Below are 19,607 nucleotides of genomic sequence, written 5' to 3' on the forward strand. Positions count from 1 at the left end.
CGATTTTTAGCTGCCGCGTCGGCGTGACTTGATGATCTCGAGGCGTTCGTTGAGAAGATCATCCAGTTCCTCGATCGAGCGGCGTTCCCGCAGCATGTCCCAGTGAGTGCGCGGCGCCTTGCCCTGCTTGGGTTCGGCGAGTTCCCCGCCCTCGATCAGGGTGCCCTCCATGCCGTTGCGGCACAGCCAGGAGTTAGGCACGTCGGCGTCGGCGGCAAACGGCATGTCGAACTCGTCGCCGTTCTCGGTGCGGTACCGCGCGATCTTGCGCGCCGCGAGGTCATGGTTGCGGTCGGTCTCATAACTCAAGGCGCCGAGTCGACTGCCCCTCATGACGCGGTCAGCCATTGCCAACACTTCGCTGTAGTTCGGCCTGATCGGCGGTAGCGCGCATCCGGCCAGACAAGCCAAGCAGATCGTGCTCGCCCAGACCTCCGGGCAGCGTGTAGGCGAGTTGCCGTAATTCGACGGCGTAGTCGCGCAAGTCCTGACGGAGCTGCGCCTCAACGGTGGGCATGACTTCTTCCTGTGGCAGGGATTTACTGAGACGCGCCGATTTGTCGTGTGGCCGGACTTGAATCTGATGCCGTCCGGCCGGCAATCTGCAATGCACCGAGGGGGTGCAGTTTGGCGTCTCCCAACCGCGCCCACCACCCTACCCTGGTCGCGGGCTTAATTGGCAGAGGTTGTCCGCGGCGCGAATGTCGGCCGGCGCGACCAGGCTATCCTCGTCCCGGGCCTGACGAGGTTCCTCGTCACGAGCCGCGCAGGTGGCTCGGCACGAATGCGAGGAGCGCCCATGCGCGGTAAACGAATACTTCAACTGATCGCCAACGCCGGTGTTGCGGGCTTGGCGGCATGTAGCAACGCGACAACTAACTCCACCAACAGCGGCAATCCACCGATGCCCGCCGGGTCGCCGTCGATCGCCGGCGAGCCGTTCGGCCAGGTGGACGGCAACCCGGTGAGCCGCTACACGCTCACCAGCGGGGGCGGCATGCGCGTGCGAATCCTGACCTACGGCGGCGTCATCCAATCGATCGAGGTCCCCGATCGCTCACGACATGTCGACAATGTGGTGCTGGGCTTTCCGACGCTGGACGGATACCTGAACAACACCGGGTCGGCCAAGACGTATTTCGGCGCGATCGTCGGCCGTTATGCCAACAGGATAGCCAGGGGAGCTTTCTCGTTGAACGGCAACGAATATCACTTGCCGATCAACAATGACGGCAACAGCCTGCATGGCGGCACTGCGGGCTTCGATACCAAGGTGTGGCAGGCCACCGAACAGAACGGCAGCGACAGCGTGGGGCTGAAGCTTCAATATGTCAGTCCCGCAGGCGAAATGGGCTACCCCGGGACGCTGACGACCACCGTCACCTACACGCTGGACCCGAAGAATGAACTGCGCATCAACTACCACGCGACCACCGATGCGCCCACCGTGATCAACCTGACCAATCACAGCTACTTCAACCTGGCGGGTGAGCACACACGCGACGTCTACGCCCAGAAAATCACCATCAATGCCGACAACTACACGCCGACCGACCCCACCCTGATCCCGACGGGGCAGATCGCCCCGGTGAAGGGCACACCATTCGACTTCACGTCACCGACCGCGATCGGCGCGAATATCACCGCGAATGACCCGCAGCTGTTGGCGGCCCGCGGTTACGACCACAACTGGGTGATCAATCGCGGCAACAACACCGGGTTGGTGGAGGCGGCCCGGGCCGAGGACCCGATGTCGGGGCGCACCGTGACTGTCTCCACCACCGAACCCGGTGTGCAGTTCTACACTGCCAACTTCATCGACGGGGCGTTCGCGGGCACCAGCGGGCGAATCTATCGGCAGGGCGCGGGATTCACGATGGAGACCCAGCACTACCCCGATTCTCCGAATCACCCGGAGTTTCCCACCACCACGCTCAACCCGGGCCAGACGTACGATTCGACAACGGTTTTTGCGTTCGGCGCCCGCTGACCCATGCGCTAACCATCGTTGACCAGCTTTGCGAGGAAAGCGGGCAACCGACCCGCACCGAAGTCATAAAAGCGCGCCCACTGCGGCTCAATGGAGATGCGCACCATCTGCCTATACGTCGACCGCACGTTGTCTTCGAACTCGGCAAGCTGGGTTTCGTCCATTGATCGCCTCGCTGCTGCCAGGTACTCGTCGGTGACGCCGTCGACGGTTTCCAGTGCGGCGAGGCCACGCACCAGGAGGGACTTGGCCTCTTCTGGCGTGGAGCCGGTGTCGATGGTCAATGCGACCTGCGGGCGGGAGGAAATCGCGCGGGCTTTCGGGGAGGTCGGTGCGGTCGAGACGACGATGCGTTCGCCGGTCCAGTAGAACCCGACGGGGATGACCCGCGGAAAGCCGTCAAGTCCGTTATAGGCGAGCCTCGCCATGGAGCCGGAGAGCAACTCTCGGGCGCCGGGGTGGCCAAGCTCCCGGGTCAACTCCTGCTTGTTCATCACATCCCTAGTCGTACCCGATCCGGTCGCCCCGACGACGAATGCCTATTCGTTCAGCCGGCTACTCGGTCGATGTGGGGAGAGAGAATCGTCAACGCCGCGTCGGGCGCCGAAGGAGGCGACGGCCCGAGGCGAGCAGCCTGTCCTGGAGGCCGGCGAGTTCCACTCCGACAAGGCGATGATTGCGTTTGCGCCACCGCCCGGCGATCATGACCGCTTCGATGTTGCTGATATCCGCGCAGAGCACCGCGGCGATCGCGTCATGCGACGGCCACAGGTTGATCGCCGCAGCATCGATGACTACCAGGTCCGCCTGCATGCCGGGCTGAATCTGGCCGACCTGTTCGGCGAGACTCAGTGCACGCGCTCCTTCGAACGTCGCCCACGATAAAGCTTGCCTGCCGGTGGTCGAGTTCGTCGCCGACGAGGCGCCTGTCGCTTCTCGGGTGCGATCGTGCTCGAGGCCGCGCTGATGAGCTAACGCGATCCGTGCGCCGGTGAGGATGTGGCCAGATGACGCGGTTTCGGTGTCGGTGCCCACGGACGGCGCCACACCGGCTCGCAGCAGGGGGCCGGTGATCGGAGTTCCGTGGCCGTGACTGAGCTCGTTTTCGGGTGTGATCGTGAACGTGACGCCGGCTTCGCCGAGGGCCTTGATCCAGCCGGCCGTCAGACCACAGCCGTGCACAATATTTGTCCGCGGTCCGAACAGCCCGGCGGTGCGCACGGCTTCCCATCCGGGCGCGGGTTCGCCACCGCTCTGGTGCATCGAGACGACGAGGTTGCGATCTTTGGCGGCGCGGAAATCAGTCACAGCCACATCGGGTGTGGAGTATTGCGGACCGCTGATCGCCATCCCGAGACTGACTAACGAATGGTCGTGGAACGGGCCGTCGAGCAGTCGGTCGATTTCGTGCAGCGGATGGGCAGTGTCGGCTGACCGGTCCGGGATGCCGTGGAAGAAGACCGCGCGGATGCCGGCATGGCGCAACGCGTCGACGGCCGCGTCCGCATGTTCGGGGGTCCGGTTGTTATGACACCAATCACCGAGTGTGGTTATGCCGCAGTTGATTTGGTTGAGAGCGCCGACCAGGTTGGCGATGTAGATGTCTTCGGCGCTGTAGCGCCGCGCAACGTCGCCGTGCACGTGGCGCAGATATTGCGGCAAGGTCCAATCGGCGCCCACGCACCGCAGAGCGGTTTGCCAGGTGTGCAAGTGGGCGTTGACCAGCCCGGGGATCACGATACGACCAGAAAGGTCAACGATTTCCGCGCCGTCGCTGTCGGGGTGATCGCCGAGGCTTGCGATGCGATCGTCCTCAACGAGGATGTCGAGACTTTCCGTGTCCGGCCGGTGGGGCGCCATCGTGATCACCCGCGCACCGCGCAGCAGCGTCCGCCTCATGGCGAGCCACCCGGTCCTATTCCGGGTCCGGGGCGTCCCAGGGAACGGCGGACCCCAACCAATGATTGAGCTGGGCGACTTGGTCGTTGCGATAAAGGTGCCGCGGCGGCGACGCGAACGTGGCGTACGGTTTGCAACGCAGGACGACACGATCTTCCTTGACCACCATCTCCTCGATGTGGGGCCGGGCGTCATCGCCGAGCGGTTGACCGGACATGCGCCCGGCCACTGCCATCATCACATCCACCACGGTCTCGTGGTCACGGTCGATCACGGCGTCGGCGTATACCTGCAGATACGCGAACGGCCATCGTTCGTCCAGGACGCAAATGCTCGCCTTGCCGTCGCGCTGTACGGCACGGGCTTTGCCGCGGCCCGCCATGGTAGCCACCAGAAGTTCGTCGCCGTCGGTGGGGATGTAGTACACGATGGACATTGCGGGCCCGTCCTGCTTGCGCCGAAAACCGTAGACGCACGTGCGGTGAGTGCGGACGAACTCTCGCCGCTCCGACGGAAGCATGTCCCGGTCTGTCGGGACCGTGAAGGGCTTGGTTGCTAGTGGCAGCAGCATTGGGGTGAAACTCTTTCGATCGGGTTGCATTTGTGGTGCCCGCCAGATAGTTGCGCCTACAAGGCGGCACCCCGTTGTTTCGGTAACAGTGTTGCCGTTATTGGCGCGGTTGTCAACCAAGGACATACTTGCGTATGTGACGAGCACCCGTGGCGAGAGAACGGCCGCCGAGCCGGTACCCCGCCGTTCCCCTGGACGACCCGCGATCCCGGTGGACGGGATCATCGCCACCGCCCTGCAGATCGTCGACGAGGAAGGGGCTGATGCCCTATCGATGCGTGCCCTCGCGCAACGTCTGGGTTCGGGTACGGCAACGCTCTACCGGCACTTTGCCAACCGAGCCGAACTGATCGCGCATGTCGTCGATCGGGTCTTCGCCGAGATCGAGTTCGACGCCGAGCGGCTGGAGGGCTTGGGGTGGCAGCAAGCCATTCATGCAGCCGCAGAATCCATGTTCGAGGCGTTGCGGCGACACACCAATGCCGCATCCCTGCTCGCCGAGCAGCTTCCGGTCGGCCCCTACGCGATGGCTTACCGGGAAAGATTCGTGGCGCTGCTGCTCGACAACGAGTTCCCCCGTGAACTCGCTGCGCGCTCGTACGCGACGTTGGCTCGTTACGTGTTGGGCTTCGCTATGCAGTGGTCCGGTCACACCACCGCCGAGGGCCCGGCCGATCCGCGATTCTCGGCCCAGTTCGAAGGCCTGGACCCTCATGCGTTTCCGGCCACCGCCGCCGTTGCGGAGCACCTTCCCGTGCCGCTGGAGGATGAATTCGAGTTCGGGCTGCAACTGATCATCAACGGACTGGCTCAACAGCTAGAGCAAGACAGGTTGCGCCGCAAGACCAAATCGCGGCGCAGGGATCAGGCGAACCGCATCGGGCCACCTTCGCATTTGGGCTCATGATCCGCCGTTACTTGTCGTCGGGGTTGAGGACGCGGAACACCAGGCCGGCGCAGACGCCGGCAACCAGTTGTGCGGCCACATAACTCAGCGTCGACCAGGCGAACAGTCCCATCGCCGCGCCGCCCACGACCACGGCGGGGTTGAAGGCGCCCCCCGATATCCCGCCGACCGCGACGACCCCGACCGCCACCGTGAACCCGATCGCCAGGCCGTAAAAGGAGTTGCCAGTGTTGTCCTTGCTCGTGGCCACGTTGAGCACGACATAGGCGAGCGCGAAGGTGAACAGCAACTCGCCGACGAGCGCACTCGTCATGGCATGACCGGCCGGTGCGACGGCGTGGGCCTGCGAAGCACTGACAACCGCGCGGACCACCGGAGCAGCCGCGACACCGCCGACGAGTTGGGCAATCCAGTAGCCGAACGCGTCGGTGAGCTCGATCCGGCCGCGCACGAGCGCGGCGAGCGTCACGGCCGGGTTGTAATGGCCGCCGGAGAGGTGCCCGCCGGCATACACCATCACCATCAGTGCCGACCCGATCGCCAGCGGAGCCAGCGCGGCGCCGCCGCGCACCGTGGCCCCGACGGTGAACACCAAGAAGAATGTGCCGATCAGCTCGACGGTCATCTTGCGGATGGTCGAGGGCCGACGCGCCGCGACCGGCGTCGGAGGTTTTGTGACCGGAAAGGCGTTCGTCATACCAGGCTCCTCTAAAAACTGAACGTTTAGTTTCCGAATGCAGCCAACACGCTGCAAGGCGGCTTTGATCCCGCCGGATCTGTGATGTCAGTCTCAGCGCGCCAGGCCGCGCATCGCCGCGTCCACGATCGCGTCGGCGGCGTTGCGATCAAGCGGTGCGTGACCGGCGACCAGCCGGTACATCGCGGGCCCGAAGATCAGGTCGATCGCGGCCTCTGAATCCACGTCGGGCCGCAGCTCCCCCCGCGCGACGCCGCGGTCCAGGATCGCCCGCACCAATTCCCGTCGAGAGCTCACGAGGTGCTCCCGCAGTTCCTTGCCGATCTGGGGATCGAACTGCGCCTCCCCGATGAGTTGGGCATACGCTCGGCCATTTTTGCTGCGGTAGAAGCGGATCAGACCCCGGAGCGCCTGGCGGAAGTCTTCCTCGGCCGACCCCGTGTCGGGGTCCGGCGACTCCTTCGCCATTTCCGACAGGAACGCCTCGACTGCAACCGCGTATTTGTTCGGCCACCACTTGTAGATCGTCGCCTTGCTCACGCCGGCGCGGGTGGCGATCTCGTCGGTCGTCATCGCACGCAGGCCTACCTCGTTGATCAATTCCGACGTGGCGCGCAGGACGGCCGAACGGGACTGCTCGCTGCGTGGTCGGCCCGGACGAGACCTCGGATCCTCAGCCACCCGTCACCTCTACACGCAAATAACTGAACCCAATGTTCACAATTATGCAGCGTGGCGGCCCGCGCCGGGTCTCCGTTAAGGGCAGCGACTTGGTGGGTGCCTATTCGTCGCGCCGGGAGATCCGTTCGATGTGGGCGAGGAAGTGCGTCAATACCGCGTCGGGCGCCTCGATCTGCGGCCAGTGCCCGATGTCGTCGGCGAGCATCACCACATCGGGGTCGGGGATCACCTCGGCGTAGCGGCGGGCCATGTGGGCACCGGAGTTGGGGTCGACCGGCCCGTCGATCAGCCGCATCGGAACCGTGGTCTGGCGCATGGCGCGCACCCAGCGGTTGCGGTGCTTGTACCGATCGTTGATGAACCGTCCGACCTTGTGCAGCACTCGGCGGCCGTCGTTGTAGTCCAAGATCTGGTTGAACACGTCCATCATGCGCCGGGTCGGCTTGGTGTTGGGCCCGAACATCTCGCGCAGTGTGGGTTCCAGTAGCCGCCGGGACAGCGGACTGTTCTGCACATGGCTGAAGACGTCGCCCAACGGGGTGCCCGACATCAGCTTCTGCGCCGCCCTGGGCGTGTACGACTCGATGAACATGCCGCCGTTGAGCCAGGTGATCGAGTCGATGCGCCATTCGCCGTACGCCTGCTGCCCGAATTCGTGACGGGCCAACAGTTCCTGGCCCACCGAATCGCCGATGTCGTGGGCCAGGATGTGCGCGTTGTGGATGTCGAGGTGCTGTAGGAGCGCCTCGTGCATGTCGGCGTGGTCGGTGACCGAGTATTCGTAGGCCACGGGTTTCGCGGAGAATCCCATACCCATCATGTCGGGTGCGACGACGGTGAACCGTTGCGTCAGTGTGGGCCAGATCGCCGCCCAGTCAAAGGTGTTGAACGGATAGCCGTGGATCAGCAGCAGCGGCGGCCCGCTCCCCTCGACGCGGTAAAAGATGTCGAAGCCGAGGTAGTCGAAGTACTCGCCGGAGTCCAGCCAGCGTTTCAGATCGGCGTCCATGACGGTGATCCTCCTTAGGCCGCGACGCTGTGCAACCGAACCCGAGTCAGACTAACCAGCGTTAGGCGTGGTTCGCGAGGGAAGCGGGGAACCGGCGCGTTACCAGGCGACACCGACGGGAGCACCCGCCTCACCGGTGACCACGGGTGCCGGCGCCGCTGATAACGTGCGGTTCTCTTGGGCTGTTGCGTTCTCGCACCGATGTTTACGCGCTGTGCCCGCAGAATCGTCGGGATGGCCGTTCTGGTTGGGTGCCGGCGATCAAGGGCTTTTGGCGGACGCGTTAGCGTGTAGTTATGCGCTACCAAGTGACCGACGCCGACACCGCCGCACAGATCGGCAGCGGCGATGTGCCGGTGCTCGCGACTCCACGGCTCATTGCATGGCTGGAAGCGGCCACCGTGCAAGCCGCTGCGCCGTTCGCCGGTTCTGGCCAGACGACCGTCGGTACCGCGGTGCGCATCGAGCACCGGCGCGCGACCCACGTAGGCGGCACGGTAGAGGTCACTGCCGAGCCCCTATCGCCGGTCGATGGGCGGCGGCTGACGTTCGAGGTGAAGGCGACCGACGATTCAGGGCAGGTTGTTGCTCGCGGTGAAATCGATCGCGTAATCGTTGACCGCCAAAAGTTCCTCGACCGGTGACCAGCAACTCATCTTGTGCAGAGGCTCATGCGGATTCTGCGAAGGGGCATTGAGATGCCGCGCCCATCGTGACGTGTCAGTACCCGTGACCGCGGCGCGCCTAAGGACCACCGGTCTCGACAAGCGATGTTTCGCGCAACTCTGGTTTCGCCTCGGCGGGGGGCCGCCGCACGTAGACCCACCACGTCAGCACTGACCCAATGAGGTAGCACAACAAGAAAAAGCAGAACGCCGTCGTTTCCGAGCCTGTGGTCAGATAGGACTGTCGCAGTGCCAGATTGATCAATACACCGCCGAACGTGCCGATCGCGGCGACGATTCCGATCACGGCACCGGACATCGCACGAGCCCAGTGGCGGCGTTCGGCCTCGGCGGCGTTCACGGCGCGGCTGCGCGATTCGAAAACCGCCGGGATCATCTTGTACACGGCGCCGTTGCCGATCCCGCACAAAACAAAAAGTGCCATGAAACCGACGATGTAGCCGGTCATGGTGATGGCGCTCAAGGGGCCGGAGCGATTGTCGGCGTGCGCACTCACCTCGATCAGCGCGCTGACAGCAGCAATCATGGCAACCAGAGCTCCCAGGGTGACGGCGCCTCCGCCGAGGCGGTCGGAGAGCCTGCCGCCATACATCCGGGCCAGCGACGCTAGCAGCGGTCCGAGAAAGGCGACGCGGGCGGCATGCAACGACGCCTGCAGCGCACTTTGCCCGGTGGCCATGTAGTTCATTTGCAGCACTTGGCCGAAGGCGAACGAGAATCCGATAAATGAGCCGTACGTCGCGACGTAGAGCACCGCCAGGATCCAGGTGTCGCGGTGCACCAGAGCCGCTCGCATGGGTTTGTGTTCGGCGCGGGGCAGCTCCATGTTGTCCAGAAACCATGCCGACCCGAGCGCGGCCAGTGACAACAGCACCAGATAGATCGCGCATACCCAGTAGGGCTGCCGGTTACCGGCGGTCGCGAGCACTACCAGACCTATCACCTGGATCATCGGCACCCCGATGTTTCCACCGCCACCGGCAATGCCCAGCGCCGCGCCTTTGAGTCGCTGCGGGTAGAAGACGTTGACATTGGCGACCGCAGCGGAGAAGTTGCCGCCGCCCATGCCGGTCAACGCCGCACACACCAAATACATCCATAACGGCCGACCGGGGTTGGCCAGCAGCAGGATCGTGCCAACCGTCGGGATCAACAGCGCCAGCGAAGAGAACACCATCCAGTTGCGGCCGCCGAACTTGGCCACCGCCGCCGCGTACGGGATGCGCAGACAGCCACCGACGAGGGTCGCGGTAGCACCCAGCAGAAGCTTGTCGGCCGGCGAAAGGCCGTACACGGACCTCGGCATGAACAACACCATCACCGACCAGATCGACCAGACCGAGTAGCCGACGTGCATGGCGAACACAGACCAGATCAGGTTCCGCCGGGCGATCTTCTTATTGCCCGCCTCCCAAGCCGCGAGGTCCTCGGGATTCCAATTCGCAATGCGTTGCGCCCGGCTCATCGGCAATCCCCCAGAACTTCCGTGATCAAGGTCGGCCTTCGATGACGCTAAGCACGAAAGCTCCACGGTGCCCTACGAGTAGCTGTGAGTTGACAACGAATTCAGCTCGCCAGGCGCAACGACCCTAGTGAAATCACCATTGATACAAGGCAATTCTCTTTCGATAAGCGAAACTTGTTAATCAGCAACGCCTTACAGCAGCCTAGGAGGCCCAAGCACGTCACTCCACAACGTCAGTCGGCGCCATGGCTACGCTCCGCGCGATCTCCCACCCACGCCCGCTGCGATGGGCTGAGCCGAATCAGACTCCGCTGAAGCAGTCTTGACCGGTCTGAGACGACGACGATGCCGCCGGGATGGTCGCGTTGGTGGTGGAAAACGTTGCCTCCACACCGGTATCCGTGACCTTGACGTTGTCGGCGTGAATGCCGAGCGGATAGTTCTGGGTCGCTTTGGACGTGAGACTGTCTAGATTCGTCTGCACCTTGTCCGTCGACATCTTGGAGCCCAGCGCGGTCAAGTTGACCACCTGCAGTGACAGCCCGTCATTGGCGATCTGCGGCTTGACAGTGGCGCTGTCGAGGAGACCCTTCAACTGGATCGTTCCATCGCCGGGGTTGGTGGTGACTTTGCTCGTCACGAAACTGCCCAGCACCGGGATGGCGTTCTGGATCGATTCCTTGATGCCGTCCGATGACCAGGTGATGGTGCCGTTGAGCGCGCCGATGGTGCCCTTGGAGTTGTTGGTGTCACTGAGGCGAAGGTCCTTGATATTGATGTTGACTTTCATGCCCTTGGCGCTGCGCACCTGATTGCCGGCAGTCTGCACAGAGATGTCGGGATACTGGCCGCTGAAGTACTGCCAGAGCATTGGCGGCATGGAGGCGAACGACACGGTGGCGCTGTCCTGCACCTCGCACGCCACTGCGCTTGCCACCTTGCTGCCGACCAGGTGGCGGAGGAATAGCTCGGCACCGACCACGGCGGCCAGGATGACCACCAGCACGATGGCCAGGACAAGAGCCATCGACCGCCGGTTGCCCCAGAAGCGGCGTCGGCGTGGGGCCGGCGCTTCGCTCCGCGGCTGCTGAGTAGGCAGCCGAGTGGTCGCCTGCTCCGGCTGTCTTGGCGGCGGGCCGGGCTGATGCTGCCGCGGGGTCGGCGGGCGGCCCGGCGGATACGGCTGCGGAGTCGGCGGGCGGCCGGGCGGCTGTGGTCGATTCGGCGGTGGCGGCGGGTATGGCCGGCCGGCCTGAGGAATCTGTCGGGTCGGAGATCCCGATGGGGGCGCGGGCTGGGGCCCTGGACGTACCGGTCCCCCGCTGCGGCCGGGCGGCTCGGCGGGACGATTCCATTCCGGGGAATCGCCGCGCGAGGGCCCCTGGGGAGTTGTCATTAGCGCCATTGTGCCTTGTCAACATGAACGCGTCTGCGACGGACATGAGGTTCGTCGAATACGGGCGCTGGGTTTGCCCGTTGAAGGCAAACTGGCGCAGCGGTCTGGGAGGCATCTCCTCGAGTCGAGTGTCGTGACCGAGCACTTGCGCCTGTTTCGTGCCTCGGACTGACATGGTCGGGCTGACAGGATTTGAACCTGCGACCACTTGACCCCCAGTCAAGTGCGCTACCAAACTGCGCCACAGCCCGGATGCCGCCTGAATCACCGGCAGCAGGTCGACAGCCTACAGCAGACGACCCGCCACCTTACTAATGCCCGAGTGACCTGCGACTCTCCTGCACCCAGGCCAGCAGGGCCTCCGCTAGCTCCGACTCGCGCCGGTAGAACCGCTGCGCCGGAACGGGCACGCTGACCGCCACGAGTTGCTCGCCCACGCCGGGCAGCACGGCGCCGACCGCGCAGACGCCCTCGGTCTGCTCCTCGCGGTCATATGCGACGCCCTCAATCCGGACGCGTTCGAGCTCCCGGCGCAGCGCCGCCGGCGTCGTGATGGTGTTGTCGGTCAGCCGGGCCAGCCGGCTGGGCAAGGCCTGCGCTCGCTGCTCTGGCGGCAGGCTTGCCAGCAGCGCTTTGCCGTTGGCACAGCAGTGCAGCGGAAACGACTCCCCGACCGCGCTGATCGCCCGCAGCCGGTGCGGCGAGACGACCTGGTCGACGAACGTCACGCGGTCGCCGTCGAGGATCGACAGGTCCACGGTCTCCTCGAGCTCGCGCGACAGCTCCTCCATGAGCGGGTGCAGGTCCATCACCACGCCGAGCCGCACGGTGGCGGCCATGCGCGCGATCTCGGGCCCGAGCCGATATGGGCCGCGCGCACCCCGCGAGGCCACCAGGCCTTCGTCGTCCAGTGCCCCCAGGATCCGGCTCACCGTCGAGCGCGCCATGCCCAGCCGCTCGCCGATCTCGGCCTGGCTGAGTCCGCCAGGGTGCGCCTGCAGCAGCCGCAGCATCTCGGCCGCACGCGCGATCACCTGGATGCCGGCGCCGTCGGACGTCACGCCGCCCGCCCGGTCTCGAGGCGATACGTCCCGGTCGGGTCGACGATCGCGACCAGGCGGACGATGCAGCCGTCGCCGCCCACCCAGCGCCAGGGGAACGCGGCGAAGGTGACGCGCTTTCCGGTGACCTTGTCCAGGTCTCCCCCGACGTTTTCGAAGCCGTAGATGCCCTTGGACAGGATCGTGCGGTGGCAGGGCTCCCACTCGGGAAAGTCGTCGAGCGCCTTGCGGCCGGTCTCCTGCTCGTATTCCCTTACCGCCCAGGGCAACAGGCCGCCGGTGTGTTCGGCCGGGCCGTGGGGGGCGATCGAGGTGGCCATCGGGTGGTCCAGCGCCTGGGTGTCGGTGCCCACGGCCTTCACGCCCTTGGCCGCGAACCACTCCCCTGCCTCCTTGTAGAACCCCGGCGAGTAGGCGTAATACTCGGCGCTGTCGGCGTAGGTGTGGTGCCAGCCGGTGTTGACGATGACGATGTCACCGGGCCGGATCTGCGGTGTGGCGTTCTCCAGGTCCTCGGCGGTGACGACCTCCCACTTCTTCTTCGGGATCGAGACGACGACGCCGGTGCCGAAAAACGCGCTCAGCGGGATCTCGTGCAGGAACGGCGTTCCCTCGACGACGTGCGCGGGCGCGTCGATGTGGGTGCCGGAATGCATGACGGTGGTGACCTTTTGGGTCAGCACCCGGCTTCGTGCCATGTTGTGCAGGCGCTCGATCTTGACGTCCTCGAAGTACGGCCACGCCGGCACGCCATGCCCCCACGGATGCGACAGGTCGTAGAACTCCAGCTTCGATTCGGCGTCGCCGAGGGGCCAGGTGATACTCATGATTTCCTTTCGATCAGCACGCGGTGTAGCCGCCGTCGAGATACATCACCTGGCCGGTGAAGAAACTCGACGCGTCGCTGAGCAGGTAGATCAGGGCGCCGACGAAGTCGTCGGGTTCGGCGAAGCGGCGCAACGGGATTCGGGCGAACATGGCCTCGCGGGTTTGGCGGCCCTTCTCGTCGTCGGCGAACATCCACTCGGTCACCTCGGAGCGGAAAACCGTTGGCGCCAGGGCGTTTACCCGGATGCCGTCCGGGCCCCACTCCGCGGCCAGGCTCTTGGCCAGCAGGTCGGTGGCGCCCTTCGACGGGCAGTAGGCGCTATAGCCGGCGGGATGACCGAGGGAGCCACGGACCGAGGACACGAGCACGACGCTGCCGCCGGACCCCTGCTCGAGCAGCACCCGTCCGGCAGCCTGGCACACCAGCCATGCCCCGCGGGCGTTGGCGCCCATCACCTTGTCGTAGTCCTCGACGGCCATCTCGGTGATGGGCGCGACGTGGTTCATGCCCGAGGCCACGAGAACCCCGTCGAGGCGGCCGTGCCGGGCGACGGCGGTCTCGACCATCTCCTGGGCGTCGGCCGGGGTGTCGGCGCGACGGGTGACCACCGCGGCGTCATCGATGCCGAGGTCCCGCAGTGCCGCAGCGTTGCCGCCGGCCAGCGTCAGCCGCGCGCCGGCTTCGGCCAGCGCCCGGGCGGCGACGCTACCGAGGGCGCCGGTCGCGCCGGTGATCAGGATCGACTTGCCCTGCACGCTGAAACGCGACACGGTTGCCTCCGTACTCCCACGATGCGGGCATGTCAACCCGCACTATAAGAGACAGTAGGAGGCCGGGCGGCGCAAAGTCAACAGATCGTCCTGTGATACGGCTTTCACATCCCACACTGCGGGATCAACAGCTCAGTTATACCGCTGGCGCTACCGTTTTCGAGAGCCGCCTAATGGTCCAGAAAAGCCGCGCGCATCCCAGGCGCTCAGCGGCGTTTCGCTCCCCGCTTCTCGCGCACCCGCACGTTGATCCGGATCGGGCTGCCCTCGAACCCGAACGTCTCGCGCAGCCGCCGCTCCAGAAAACGCCGGTAGCCGGCCTCCAGGAAACCCGTGGTGAACAGCACGAACGTCGGCGGGCGGGCGGTGGCCTGGGTGGCGAACAGGATGCGTGGCTGCTTCCCGCCGCGCACCGGCGGCGGCGTGGCCGCCACCACCTCTTTGATCCACGCGTTAAGCTGCCCGGTCGAAATCCGCGTGTCCCAGGACTCCAGCGCGGTCTCCATCGCCGGCACCAGCTTCTGCACGGCGCGGCCCGTCTTGGCGGAGATGTTGACCCGCTGCGCCCACCGCAGCTGCGCCAGCTCGCGGTCGATCTCGCGCTCCAGCAGCTCGCGGCGGTCCTCGTCGACCAGGTCCCACTTGTTGAACGCCAGCACCAGCGCACGGCCGGCCTCGATCACCATCGACAGCACCCGCTGATCCTGTTCGGTCAGGGTCTGCGACGCGTCGATCAGCACGACCACCACCTCGGCCGCGTCGATCGCCGAGTGGGTGCGCACCGACGCATAGAACTCGTGCCCGCTGGCCTGGCCCACCTTGCGCCGCAGACCCGCGGTGTCGACGAACCGCCAGACCTTGCCGCCCAATTCGATGAGCGAGTCGACCGGATCCACGGTCGTCCCGGCGACATCGTGAACCACCGAACGCTGGTCGCCCGCAAGCTTGTTCAGCAGTGAGCTCTTGCCCACGTTGGGCTTGCCGACCAGAGCCACCCGCCGCGGACCGCCCGCCGCCGGCGCCGCCTCCGACACTTCGGGCAGCGCGGCCAGCACCTCGTCGAGCAGATCGGCGACGCCGCGGCCGTGCATCGCGCTGACGGCGTGCGGCTCGCCGAGCCCCAGCGACCACAGCTCGGCGACGTCGGCCTCGGCCTTGTCGCTGTCAACCTTGTTGGCCGCCAAGAAGACCGGCTTGCCCGAACGCAGCAGGATCCGCGCGGCGGCCTCGTCGGCGGCGGTGGCGCCGACGGTCGCGTCGACCACCAGGATCACCGCATCGGCGGTGCGCATGGCCACCGACGCCTGCTCGGCCACGAGCTGCTGCAAGCCCTTGGCGTCGGGCTCCCACCCACCGGTGTCCTGCACGACGAACCGCCGCCCGGTCCACAGCGCGTCGTAGGACACCCGGTCGCGCGTGACACCCGGGATGTCCTGCACCACCGCCTCGCGTCGGCCGAGGATCCGGTTGACCAGGGTCGACTTGCCGACGTTGGGCCTGCCCACCACTGCGACGACGGGCGCGGGGCCTGGCTCGTCGACGTCGGAGAGTTCGGAATCGACCGCCTCCCAGTCGCTTTCGTCGACCCAGGTGCCGTCCTGCGTCACCGCACCGCCCCGCTCTTCTCCCGCACCAAAGCGAGCAGGTGCGCGATCACCTGCGCCTCGGTCATGTCGCTCGTGTCGACGACCACCGCGTCGGGCGCCGCGCGTAGCGGCGACACCGCCCGGGTGGAATCGAGGTGATCGCGGCGCCGTACGTCGGCCAGCACCGCCTCGTAATCACCGGGCAGGCCGGACGCGACGTTCTGGTCGTCGCGGCGCTTCGCCCGGGTTTCAGCCGAGGCGGTCAGGAAGATCTTCACCGGCGCATCGGGCAAGACCACCGTTCCGATGTCGCGGCCCTCGACGACGACGCTGCCCGGCCCCTGGGCCATCGCCCGCTGCAGGGCGACCAGTCGGGCGCGCACCGCCGGCACAGCGGATACCGCCGAGACCGCCCGGGTGACCTCGTCGCCGCGGATCTCCACCGAAACATCTTCGCCGGCAAGGTAACACCGTTCGGCATCGGGATCGTAGCTGACCGACAGCTGCACCTGCGCCGCCAGAGAACCGACCGCCTCGGCGTCGGCGGGATCGACGCCGGCGCGCAGCACCGCCAGCGTCACGATCCGGTACATCGCCCCGGTGTCCAGGTAGCGGGCCCCCAGCGCGCGCGCCAAACCCTTTGACACCGAGGACTTCCCGGTGCCGGTCGGGCCGTCGATGGCAACTACCACGCCGGTCACAGCCCAACCGCCTTGTACAGCTGCCCGACCTCGTCGCGCCGCAACGCGCGGATGCTGCCCGGGCGCTGCTCCCCCAGCGACACCGCGCCGATGTCGGTGCGCACCAGCGACTCCACCGGGTGGCCCACCGCCGCCAGCAGCCGGCGCACGATCCGGTTGCGGCCCTCGTGTAATGTCAAGCGCACCAACGTCTTCCCCGGAATGGCGTCCACCACGGCGAAATCGTCGACGCGCGCCGGCCCGTCCTCCAGCTCGATGCCGGCGCGCAGCTTCTTGCCCAGCCCGCGCGGCACCGTGCCGCTCACCGTCGCCAGGTACGTCTTGGGCACCTCGTGGGAGGGGTGCATCAACCGGTGCGCCAGCTCGCCGTCGTTGGTCAGCAGGATCAGCCCCTCGGTGTCGGCATCCAGCCGGCCGACGTGAAACAGCTTCTTGGTGCCGCGCACCCGGCGCTCCACCAGGTCCCCGATGCACGGCCGGCCGCGGTCGTCGGACATGGTCGAGTGCACGCCGCGCGGCTTGTTCAGGGCCAGGTATACCAGCGAGTCGTCGAGCAGCACCCGGACGCCGTCGACGCGGATCACCGAGGCGTCCGGGTCGACGCGGGTGCCGAGCTCGGTGACCACCTGCCCGTCCACGTCGACGCGGCCGTCGACGATCAACTTCTCGGCGGCGCGGCGCGACGCGATTCCGGCCTGGGACAACACCTTTTGCAGGCGGACCCCTTGACTGTCGTCCATCAATCCTTGTCCACGTCGAAGGACAAGGACTCCGCGGAGGCCGAACCGCCCGCGAGTTTGATGAAACGTGGCTCGTTGTCCAGGGATTCGCTCAGGTCCTCGATGGTGTCGACGTCGGGCAGCAGCGGCGCGATGTCGGGGAGGTCGGCCAGCGACGTCAGCCCCAGCCGCTCCAGGAACAGCTCGGTGGTGGCGAACGTCGTCGCGCCGGTGTCGTCGTCGACGCCGGCCTCGGTGATCAGGCCGCGCGCCAGCAGCGTGCGCATGACGGCGTCGACGTTGACGCCGCGCACTGCGCTGACCCGCGCCCGCGTCACGGGCTGCCGGTAGGCGACCACGGCCAGCGTCTCCAGCGCGGCCCGGGTGAGCTTGGATCGCGCGCCGTCGAGCAGCAGCTTCTCGACGTACGGCGCGAACCGCGCGCGGGTGTACATCCGCCAGCCTTCGCTCGTCTGCCGCAGATCGATGCCGCTGTCGCGTTCGGTCAGCTCGGCGGCCATCTGCTGCAGTCTGGCCGCGATGCGGTAGACGGGTTGCTGCGTGGCCGCGCCCAGCGCCTCCGCGGTGACGGGTGTGTCCACCACCAGCAACAGCGCCTCGAGCACGGAGCCGAGCTCGTCGGCGTCCATCGGCGCCGCCTCGGCGATGTCCGGGATGCCGTAGTCCAGATCGACTTCGGGCAGCTCGTCCGTCATCTGCGCCGCTCCTCCTCACCGCTGCGCGCTGCATCGTCGGCGGCGCGGTCCATTATTCGTCCCGCACTTCCACCGGACGCTGCCCGGTCCACGAAATTTGCAGCACGCCGAGCGGCTCTGACTGGTCGAATGCTACCGTCCGCGTCCGATACAGCTCGAGCAGCGCGAGGAAGCGCCCGACGACCTCGATCGGCGCCTGACAGTCGGCGACCAGTTCGGAAAAGGTCGCCCAGTGGCCGCTGCCCCGGGCCTCCAGGATCGCCAGCAGCTTTTCGGCCTGCTCGGGGACCGAGACCTGCAGCTCATGGAGGTGACCGATGGCCACCGTCGGGACCGGGCGCGGGGTAAACGCGACCGCGGCGATCTGCGCGAACCGTTCGGCGTCGACGCCGAGCATCACCTCGGGCAGCAGCTCGGTGAACCGGTCCTCCAGCGACACCGCGCGCGGGTAGCTGCGCAGCGCCGCGGCCTCCAGCTCGGCGAACATCTCGGCGACGTGTTTGAAGGCACGGTACTGCAGCAGGCGCGCGAACAGCAGGTCGCGCACCTCGAGCAGCGCCAGGTCCTCGTCGTCGTCGACCTGCCCGGCCGGCAGCAGGCGGGCGGCCTTGAGGTCGAGCAGCGTCGCCGCGATCACCAGGAACGCGGTGGTCTCCTCCAGGCCCAGCTGGGAACCGATCTCTTTGGTGTAGGCGATGAAGTCGTCGGTGACCTGGTGCAGCGCCACCTCGGTGACGTCGAGGCGATGGGCGAAGATCAGCTGCAGCAGCAGGTCGAACGGCCCCTCGAAGTTGGTCAGGCGAACCCGGAAGCCGTCCTTGGCTGGCGCCTCACCGTTGGCCCCTCCATTTTGCAAGCCGTTCACGCGCCGAATCGGTGGATGAACTCGCGGGCCAGCGCGCGGTAGGCGATCGCGCCGGTCGATCGCGGCGCCCACGTGGTGATCGGCTCGCCCGCGACGCTGGTCTCCGGGAACCGGACGGTCCGGGTGATCACGGTGTCGAACACCAGGTCGCCGAAGCGCTCCACGACGCGGGCCATGACCTCGCGCGAATTCACGGTGCGCGGGTCGTAGCGGGTGAGCAGGATGCCGCTGATCTCGAGTTTCGGGTTGAGCCGATCGCGCACCTTGTCGACGGTGTCGGTGAGCAGCGCCAGGCCGCGCAGCGAGAAGAACTCGCACTCGGTCGGGATCACCACGCCGTCCGAGCAGGCCAGACCGTTGACGGTGAGCAGCCCCAGCGACGGCTGGCAGTCGATCAACACGTAGTCGTAGCGGTCCAGCACCGGGTACAGCGCGCGGCCCAGGGTCTGCTCCCGGCCCACCTCGTTGACCAGCTGGATCTCGGCCGCCGACAGGTCGATGTTGCTGGGCACCAGATCCATGTGGTTGACCCGGGTGTGGAGCAGCACGTCATCGATCGACACCCGCGGCTCGACCAGCACGTTATGGATCGTCTTCTCCAGCTCGTAGTGCGGGACGCCCAGGCCCGCCGACAGCGCCCCCTGCGGGTCCATGTCCACCAGCAGCACCCGCCGACCGTACTCGGCGAGCGCGGCACCAAGGTTGATCGTCGAGGTGGTCTTCCCGACGCCGCCCTTCTGGTTGCACATCGCGACAACCTTGGCCGGGCCGTGCGACGTGCGCGGCGCCGGCTCGGGGATCGCCCGCGGGGGGCGTCCCGTCAAGCCGATCTCGACGCCGTTGTCCGGGTGCTCGGTCATCACGCCCGGCGTGTTCGGGAGGTGAACATCGCTCGAAAGTCTAGCGGCTTCGACCATTTAAGCCGGGCGCCGCGCGGGCGAGTCACCAGCCAATATGTGCAGAAATCGCTGGTGGAGCGCACCTTTGCGCGCAGGGCTAACTCCAGTCACACCAGCACCATTGCGGTCGCGGCGGGGGCCGGCGCTATCGTGGGTTTAC

22 protein-coding genes and 1 tRNA gene are annotated in these 19,607 nt (G+C 66.5%); 3 read left to right on the forward strand and 20 right to left on the reverse strand.

The genetic code is table 11. The features are described from left to right. Positions 1–6 precede the first annotated feature (6 nt). Positions 7–348: an RNA polymerase-binding protein RbpA gene (locus A5705_RS16185; protein ID WP_067878783.1), complete on the reverse strand. Its 342-nt coding sequence runs from the start codon at positions 346–348 to the stop codon at positions 7–9. Further along, positions 341–517, reverse strand: a complete 177-nt coding sequence (locus A5705_RS28175; protein ID WP_197521285.1) for a hypothetical protein — start codon at positions 515–517, stop codon at positions 341–343. Before A5705_RS28175 ends, A5705_RS16185 begins: the two co-directional genes overlap by 8 nt. A 432-nt stretch (positions 518–949) precedes the next feature. Here A5705_RS28175 and A5705_RS16190 point away from each other — a divergent pair, with 432 nt between their 5' ends. Beyond that, the gene (locus A5705_RS16190; protein ID WP_231982475.1) at positions 950–1,990 is read left to right on the forward strand and encodes an aldose epimerase family protein; all 1,041 of its coding nucleotides are present in this window, start codon (positions 950–952) and stop codon (positions 1,988–1,990) included. Positions 1,991–1,998: 8 nt separating this feature from the next. On the opposite strand, the gene A5705_RS16195 is transcribed toward A5705_RS16190, so the two are convergent. The 3 genes from A5705_RS16195 to A5705_RS16205 form a co-directional block, all read right to left on the reverse strand. After that, positions 1,999–2,484, reverse strand: a complete 486-nt coding sequence (locus A5705_RS16195; protein WP_068278655.1) for a pyridoxamine 5'-phosphate oxidase family protein — start codon at positions 2,482–2,484, stop codon at positions 1,999–2,001. 91 nt (positions 2,485–2,575) lie between these two features. Further along, positions 2,576–3,889 (reverse strand): amidohydrolase family protein, encoded by a 1,314-nt coding sequence (locus tag A5705_RS16200; RefSeq protein ID WP_068278577.1) that lies wholly within the window; start codon positions 3,887–3,889, stop codon positions 2,576–2,578. Between the two features lie 16 nt (positions 3,890–3,905). Continuing rightward, positions 3,906–4,460, reverse strand: a complete 555-nt coding sequence (locus A5705_RS16205) for a pyridoxamine 5'-phosphate oxidase family protein (RefSeq protein ID WP_068278580.1) — start codon at positions 4,458–4,460, stop codon at positions 3,906–3,908. 211 nt (positions 4,461–4,671) lie between these two features. Between A5705_RS16205 and A5705_RS16210 the strand changes: the two genes are divergently transcribed. After that, positions 4,672–5,367, forward strand: a complete 696-nt coding sequence (locus A5705_RS16210; RefSeq protein ID WP_068278582.1) for a TetR/AcrR family transcriptional regulator — start codon at positions 4,672–4,674, stop codon at positions 5,365–5,367. A 7-nt stretch (positions 5,368–5,374) separates the two neighbouring features. Here the strand turns inward: A5705_RS16210 and A5705_RS16215 are convergent, their stop codons facing one another. The 3 genes from A5705_RS16215 to A5705_RS16225 form a co-directional block, all read right to left on the reverse strand. Further along, positions 5,375–6,064 (reverse strand): aquaporin, encoded by a 690-nt coding sequence (locus A5705_RS16215; protein ID WP_082956507.1) that lies wholly within the window; start codon positions 6,062–6,064, stop codon positions 5,375–5,377. 93 nt (positions 6,065–6,157) lie between these two features. Continuing rightward, entirely contained in the window at positions 6,158–6,745 is a 588-nt protein-coding gene (locus A5705_RS16220; protein ID WP_067878772.1) for a TetR/AcrR family transcriptional regulator, read from the reverse strand. A gap of 100 nt (positions 6,746–6,845) precedes the next feature. Then, a complete protein-coding gene (locus A5705_RS16225; RefSeq protein ID WP_067878769.1) occupies positions 6,846–7,754 on the reverse strand; it encodes an alpha/beta fold hydrolase in 909 nt (302 codons plus the stop codon). Between the two features lie 296 nt (positions 7,755–8,050). Here A5705_RS16225 and A5705_RS16230 point away from each other — a divergent pair, with 296 nt between their 5' ends. Beyond that, a complete protein-coding gene (locus tag A5705_RS16230) occupies positions 8,051–8,398 on the forward strand; it encodes a thioesterase family protein (protein WP_067878767.1) in 348 nt (115 codons plus the stop codon). Between the two features lie 100 nt (positions 8,399–8,498). Here A5705_RS16230 and A5705_RS16235 read toward each other — a convergent pair whose 3' ends face one another. From A5705_RS16235 to A5705_RS16290, 12 genes are all read right to left on the reverse strand, one after another. Then, positions 8,499–9,905, reverse strand: coding sequence for a NarK/NasA family nitrate transporter (locus A5705_RS16235; RefSeq protein WP_082956508.1), 1,407 nt, complete (start codon positions 9,903–9,905; stop codon positions 8,499–8,501). 301 nt (positions 9,906–10,206) lie between these two features. Further along, the gene (locus tag A5705_RS16240) at positions 10,207–10,932 is read right to left on the reverse strand and encodes a DUF2993 domain-containing protein (protein WP_082956509.1); all 726 of its coding nucleotides are present in this window, start codon (positions 10,930–10,932) and stop codon (positions 10,207–10,209) included. 543 nt (positions 10,933–11,475) lie between these two features. After that, positions 11,476–11,552: transfer RNA gene (locus tag A5705_RS16245), tRNA-Pro, on the reverse strand. A 60-nt stretch (positions 11,553–11,612) separates the two neighbouring features. Next, positions 11,613–12,362 carry an IclR family transcriptional regulator gene (locus A5705_RS16250; RefSeq protein WP_068278584.1) on the reverse strand — a complete coding sequence of 250 codons (750 nt, stop codon included), beginning with the start codon at positions 12,360–12,362 and terminating at the stop codon, positions 11,613–11,615. Continuing rightward, a complete protein-coding gene (locus tag A5705_RS16255; RefSeq protein ID WP_067878758.1) occupies positions 12,359–13,189 on the reverse strand; it encodes a cyclase family protein in 831 nt (276 codons plus the stop codon). Before A5705_RS16255 ends, A5705_RS16250 begins: the two co-directional genes overlap by 4 nt. A 13-nt stretch (positions 13,190–13,202) precedes the next feature. Further along, entirely contained in the window at positions 13,203–13,961 is a 759-nt protein-coding gene (locus A5705_RS16260; RefSeq protein ID WP_231982477.1) for an SDR family NAD(P)-dependent oxidoreductase, read from the reverse strand. Positions 13,962–14,167: 206 nt separating this feature from the next. Then, a complete protein-coding gene (der, locus tag A5705_RS16265) occupies positions 14,168–15,568 on the reverse strand; it encodes a ribosome biogenesis GTPase Der (RefSeq protein WP_067878752.1) in 1,401 nt (466 codons plus the stop codon). Next, positions 15,565–16,248: a (d)CMP kinase gene (cmk, locus tag A5705_RS16270; protein WP_068278585.1), complete on the reverse strand. Its 684-nt coding sequence runs from the start codon at positions 16,246–16,248 to the stop codon at positions 15,565–15,567. The genes der and cmk overlap by 4 nt, the downstream gene beginning before the upstream one ends. Then, positions 16,245–16,988 (reverse strand): pseudouridine synthase, encoded by a 744-nt coding sequence (locus tag A5705_RS16275; protein ID WP_067878748.1) that lies wholly within the window; start codon positions 16,986–16,988, stop codon positions 16,245–16,247. Before A5705_RS16275 ends, cmk begins: the two co-directional genes overlap by 4 nt. After that, positions 16,988–17,683 (reverse strand): SMC-Scp complex subunit ScpB, encoded by a 696-nt coding sequence (gene scpB, locus A5705_RS16280; RefSeq protein ID WP_067878746.1) that lies wholly within the window; start codon positions 17,681–17,683, stop codon positions 16,988–16,990. The genes A5705_RS16275 and scpB overlap by 1 nt, the downstream gene beginning before the upstream one ends. 52 nt (positions 17,684–17,735) lie before the next feature. Next, positions 17,736–18,548, reverse strand: coding sequence for a segregation/condensation protein A (locus A5705_RS16285; RefSeq protein WP_067878743.1), 813 nt, complete (start codon positions 18,546–18,548; stop codon positions 17,736–17,738). Continuing rightward, complete coding sequence (locus tag A5705_RS16290) at positions 18,545–19,408, reverse strand: ParA family protein (RefSeq protein WP_067878740.1); 864 nt, start codon at positions 19,406–19,408, stop codon at positions 18,545–18,547. The genes A5705_RS16285 and A5705_RS16290 overlap by 4 nt, the downstream gene beginning before the upstream one ends. Positions 19,409–19,607 lie beyond the last annotated feature (199 nt).

The sequence above is a fragment of the Mycobacterium sp. E787 genome, assembly GCF_001668725.1.
Classification (GTDB): domain Bacteria; phylum Actinomycetota; class Actinomycetes; order Mycobacteriales; family Mycobacteriaceae; genus Mycobacterium.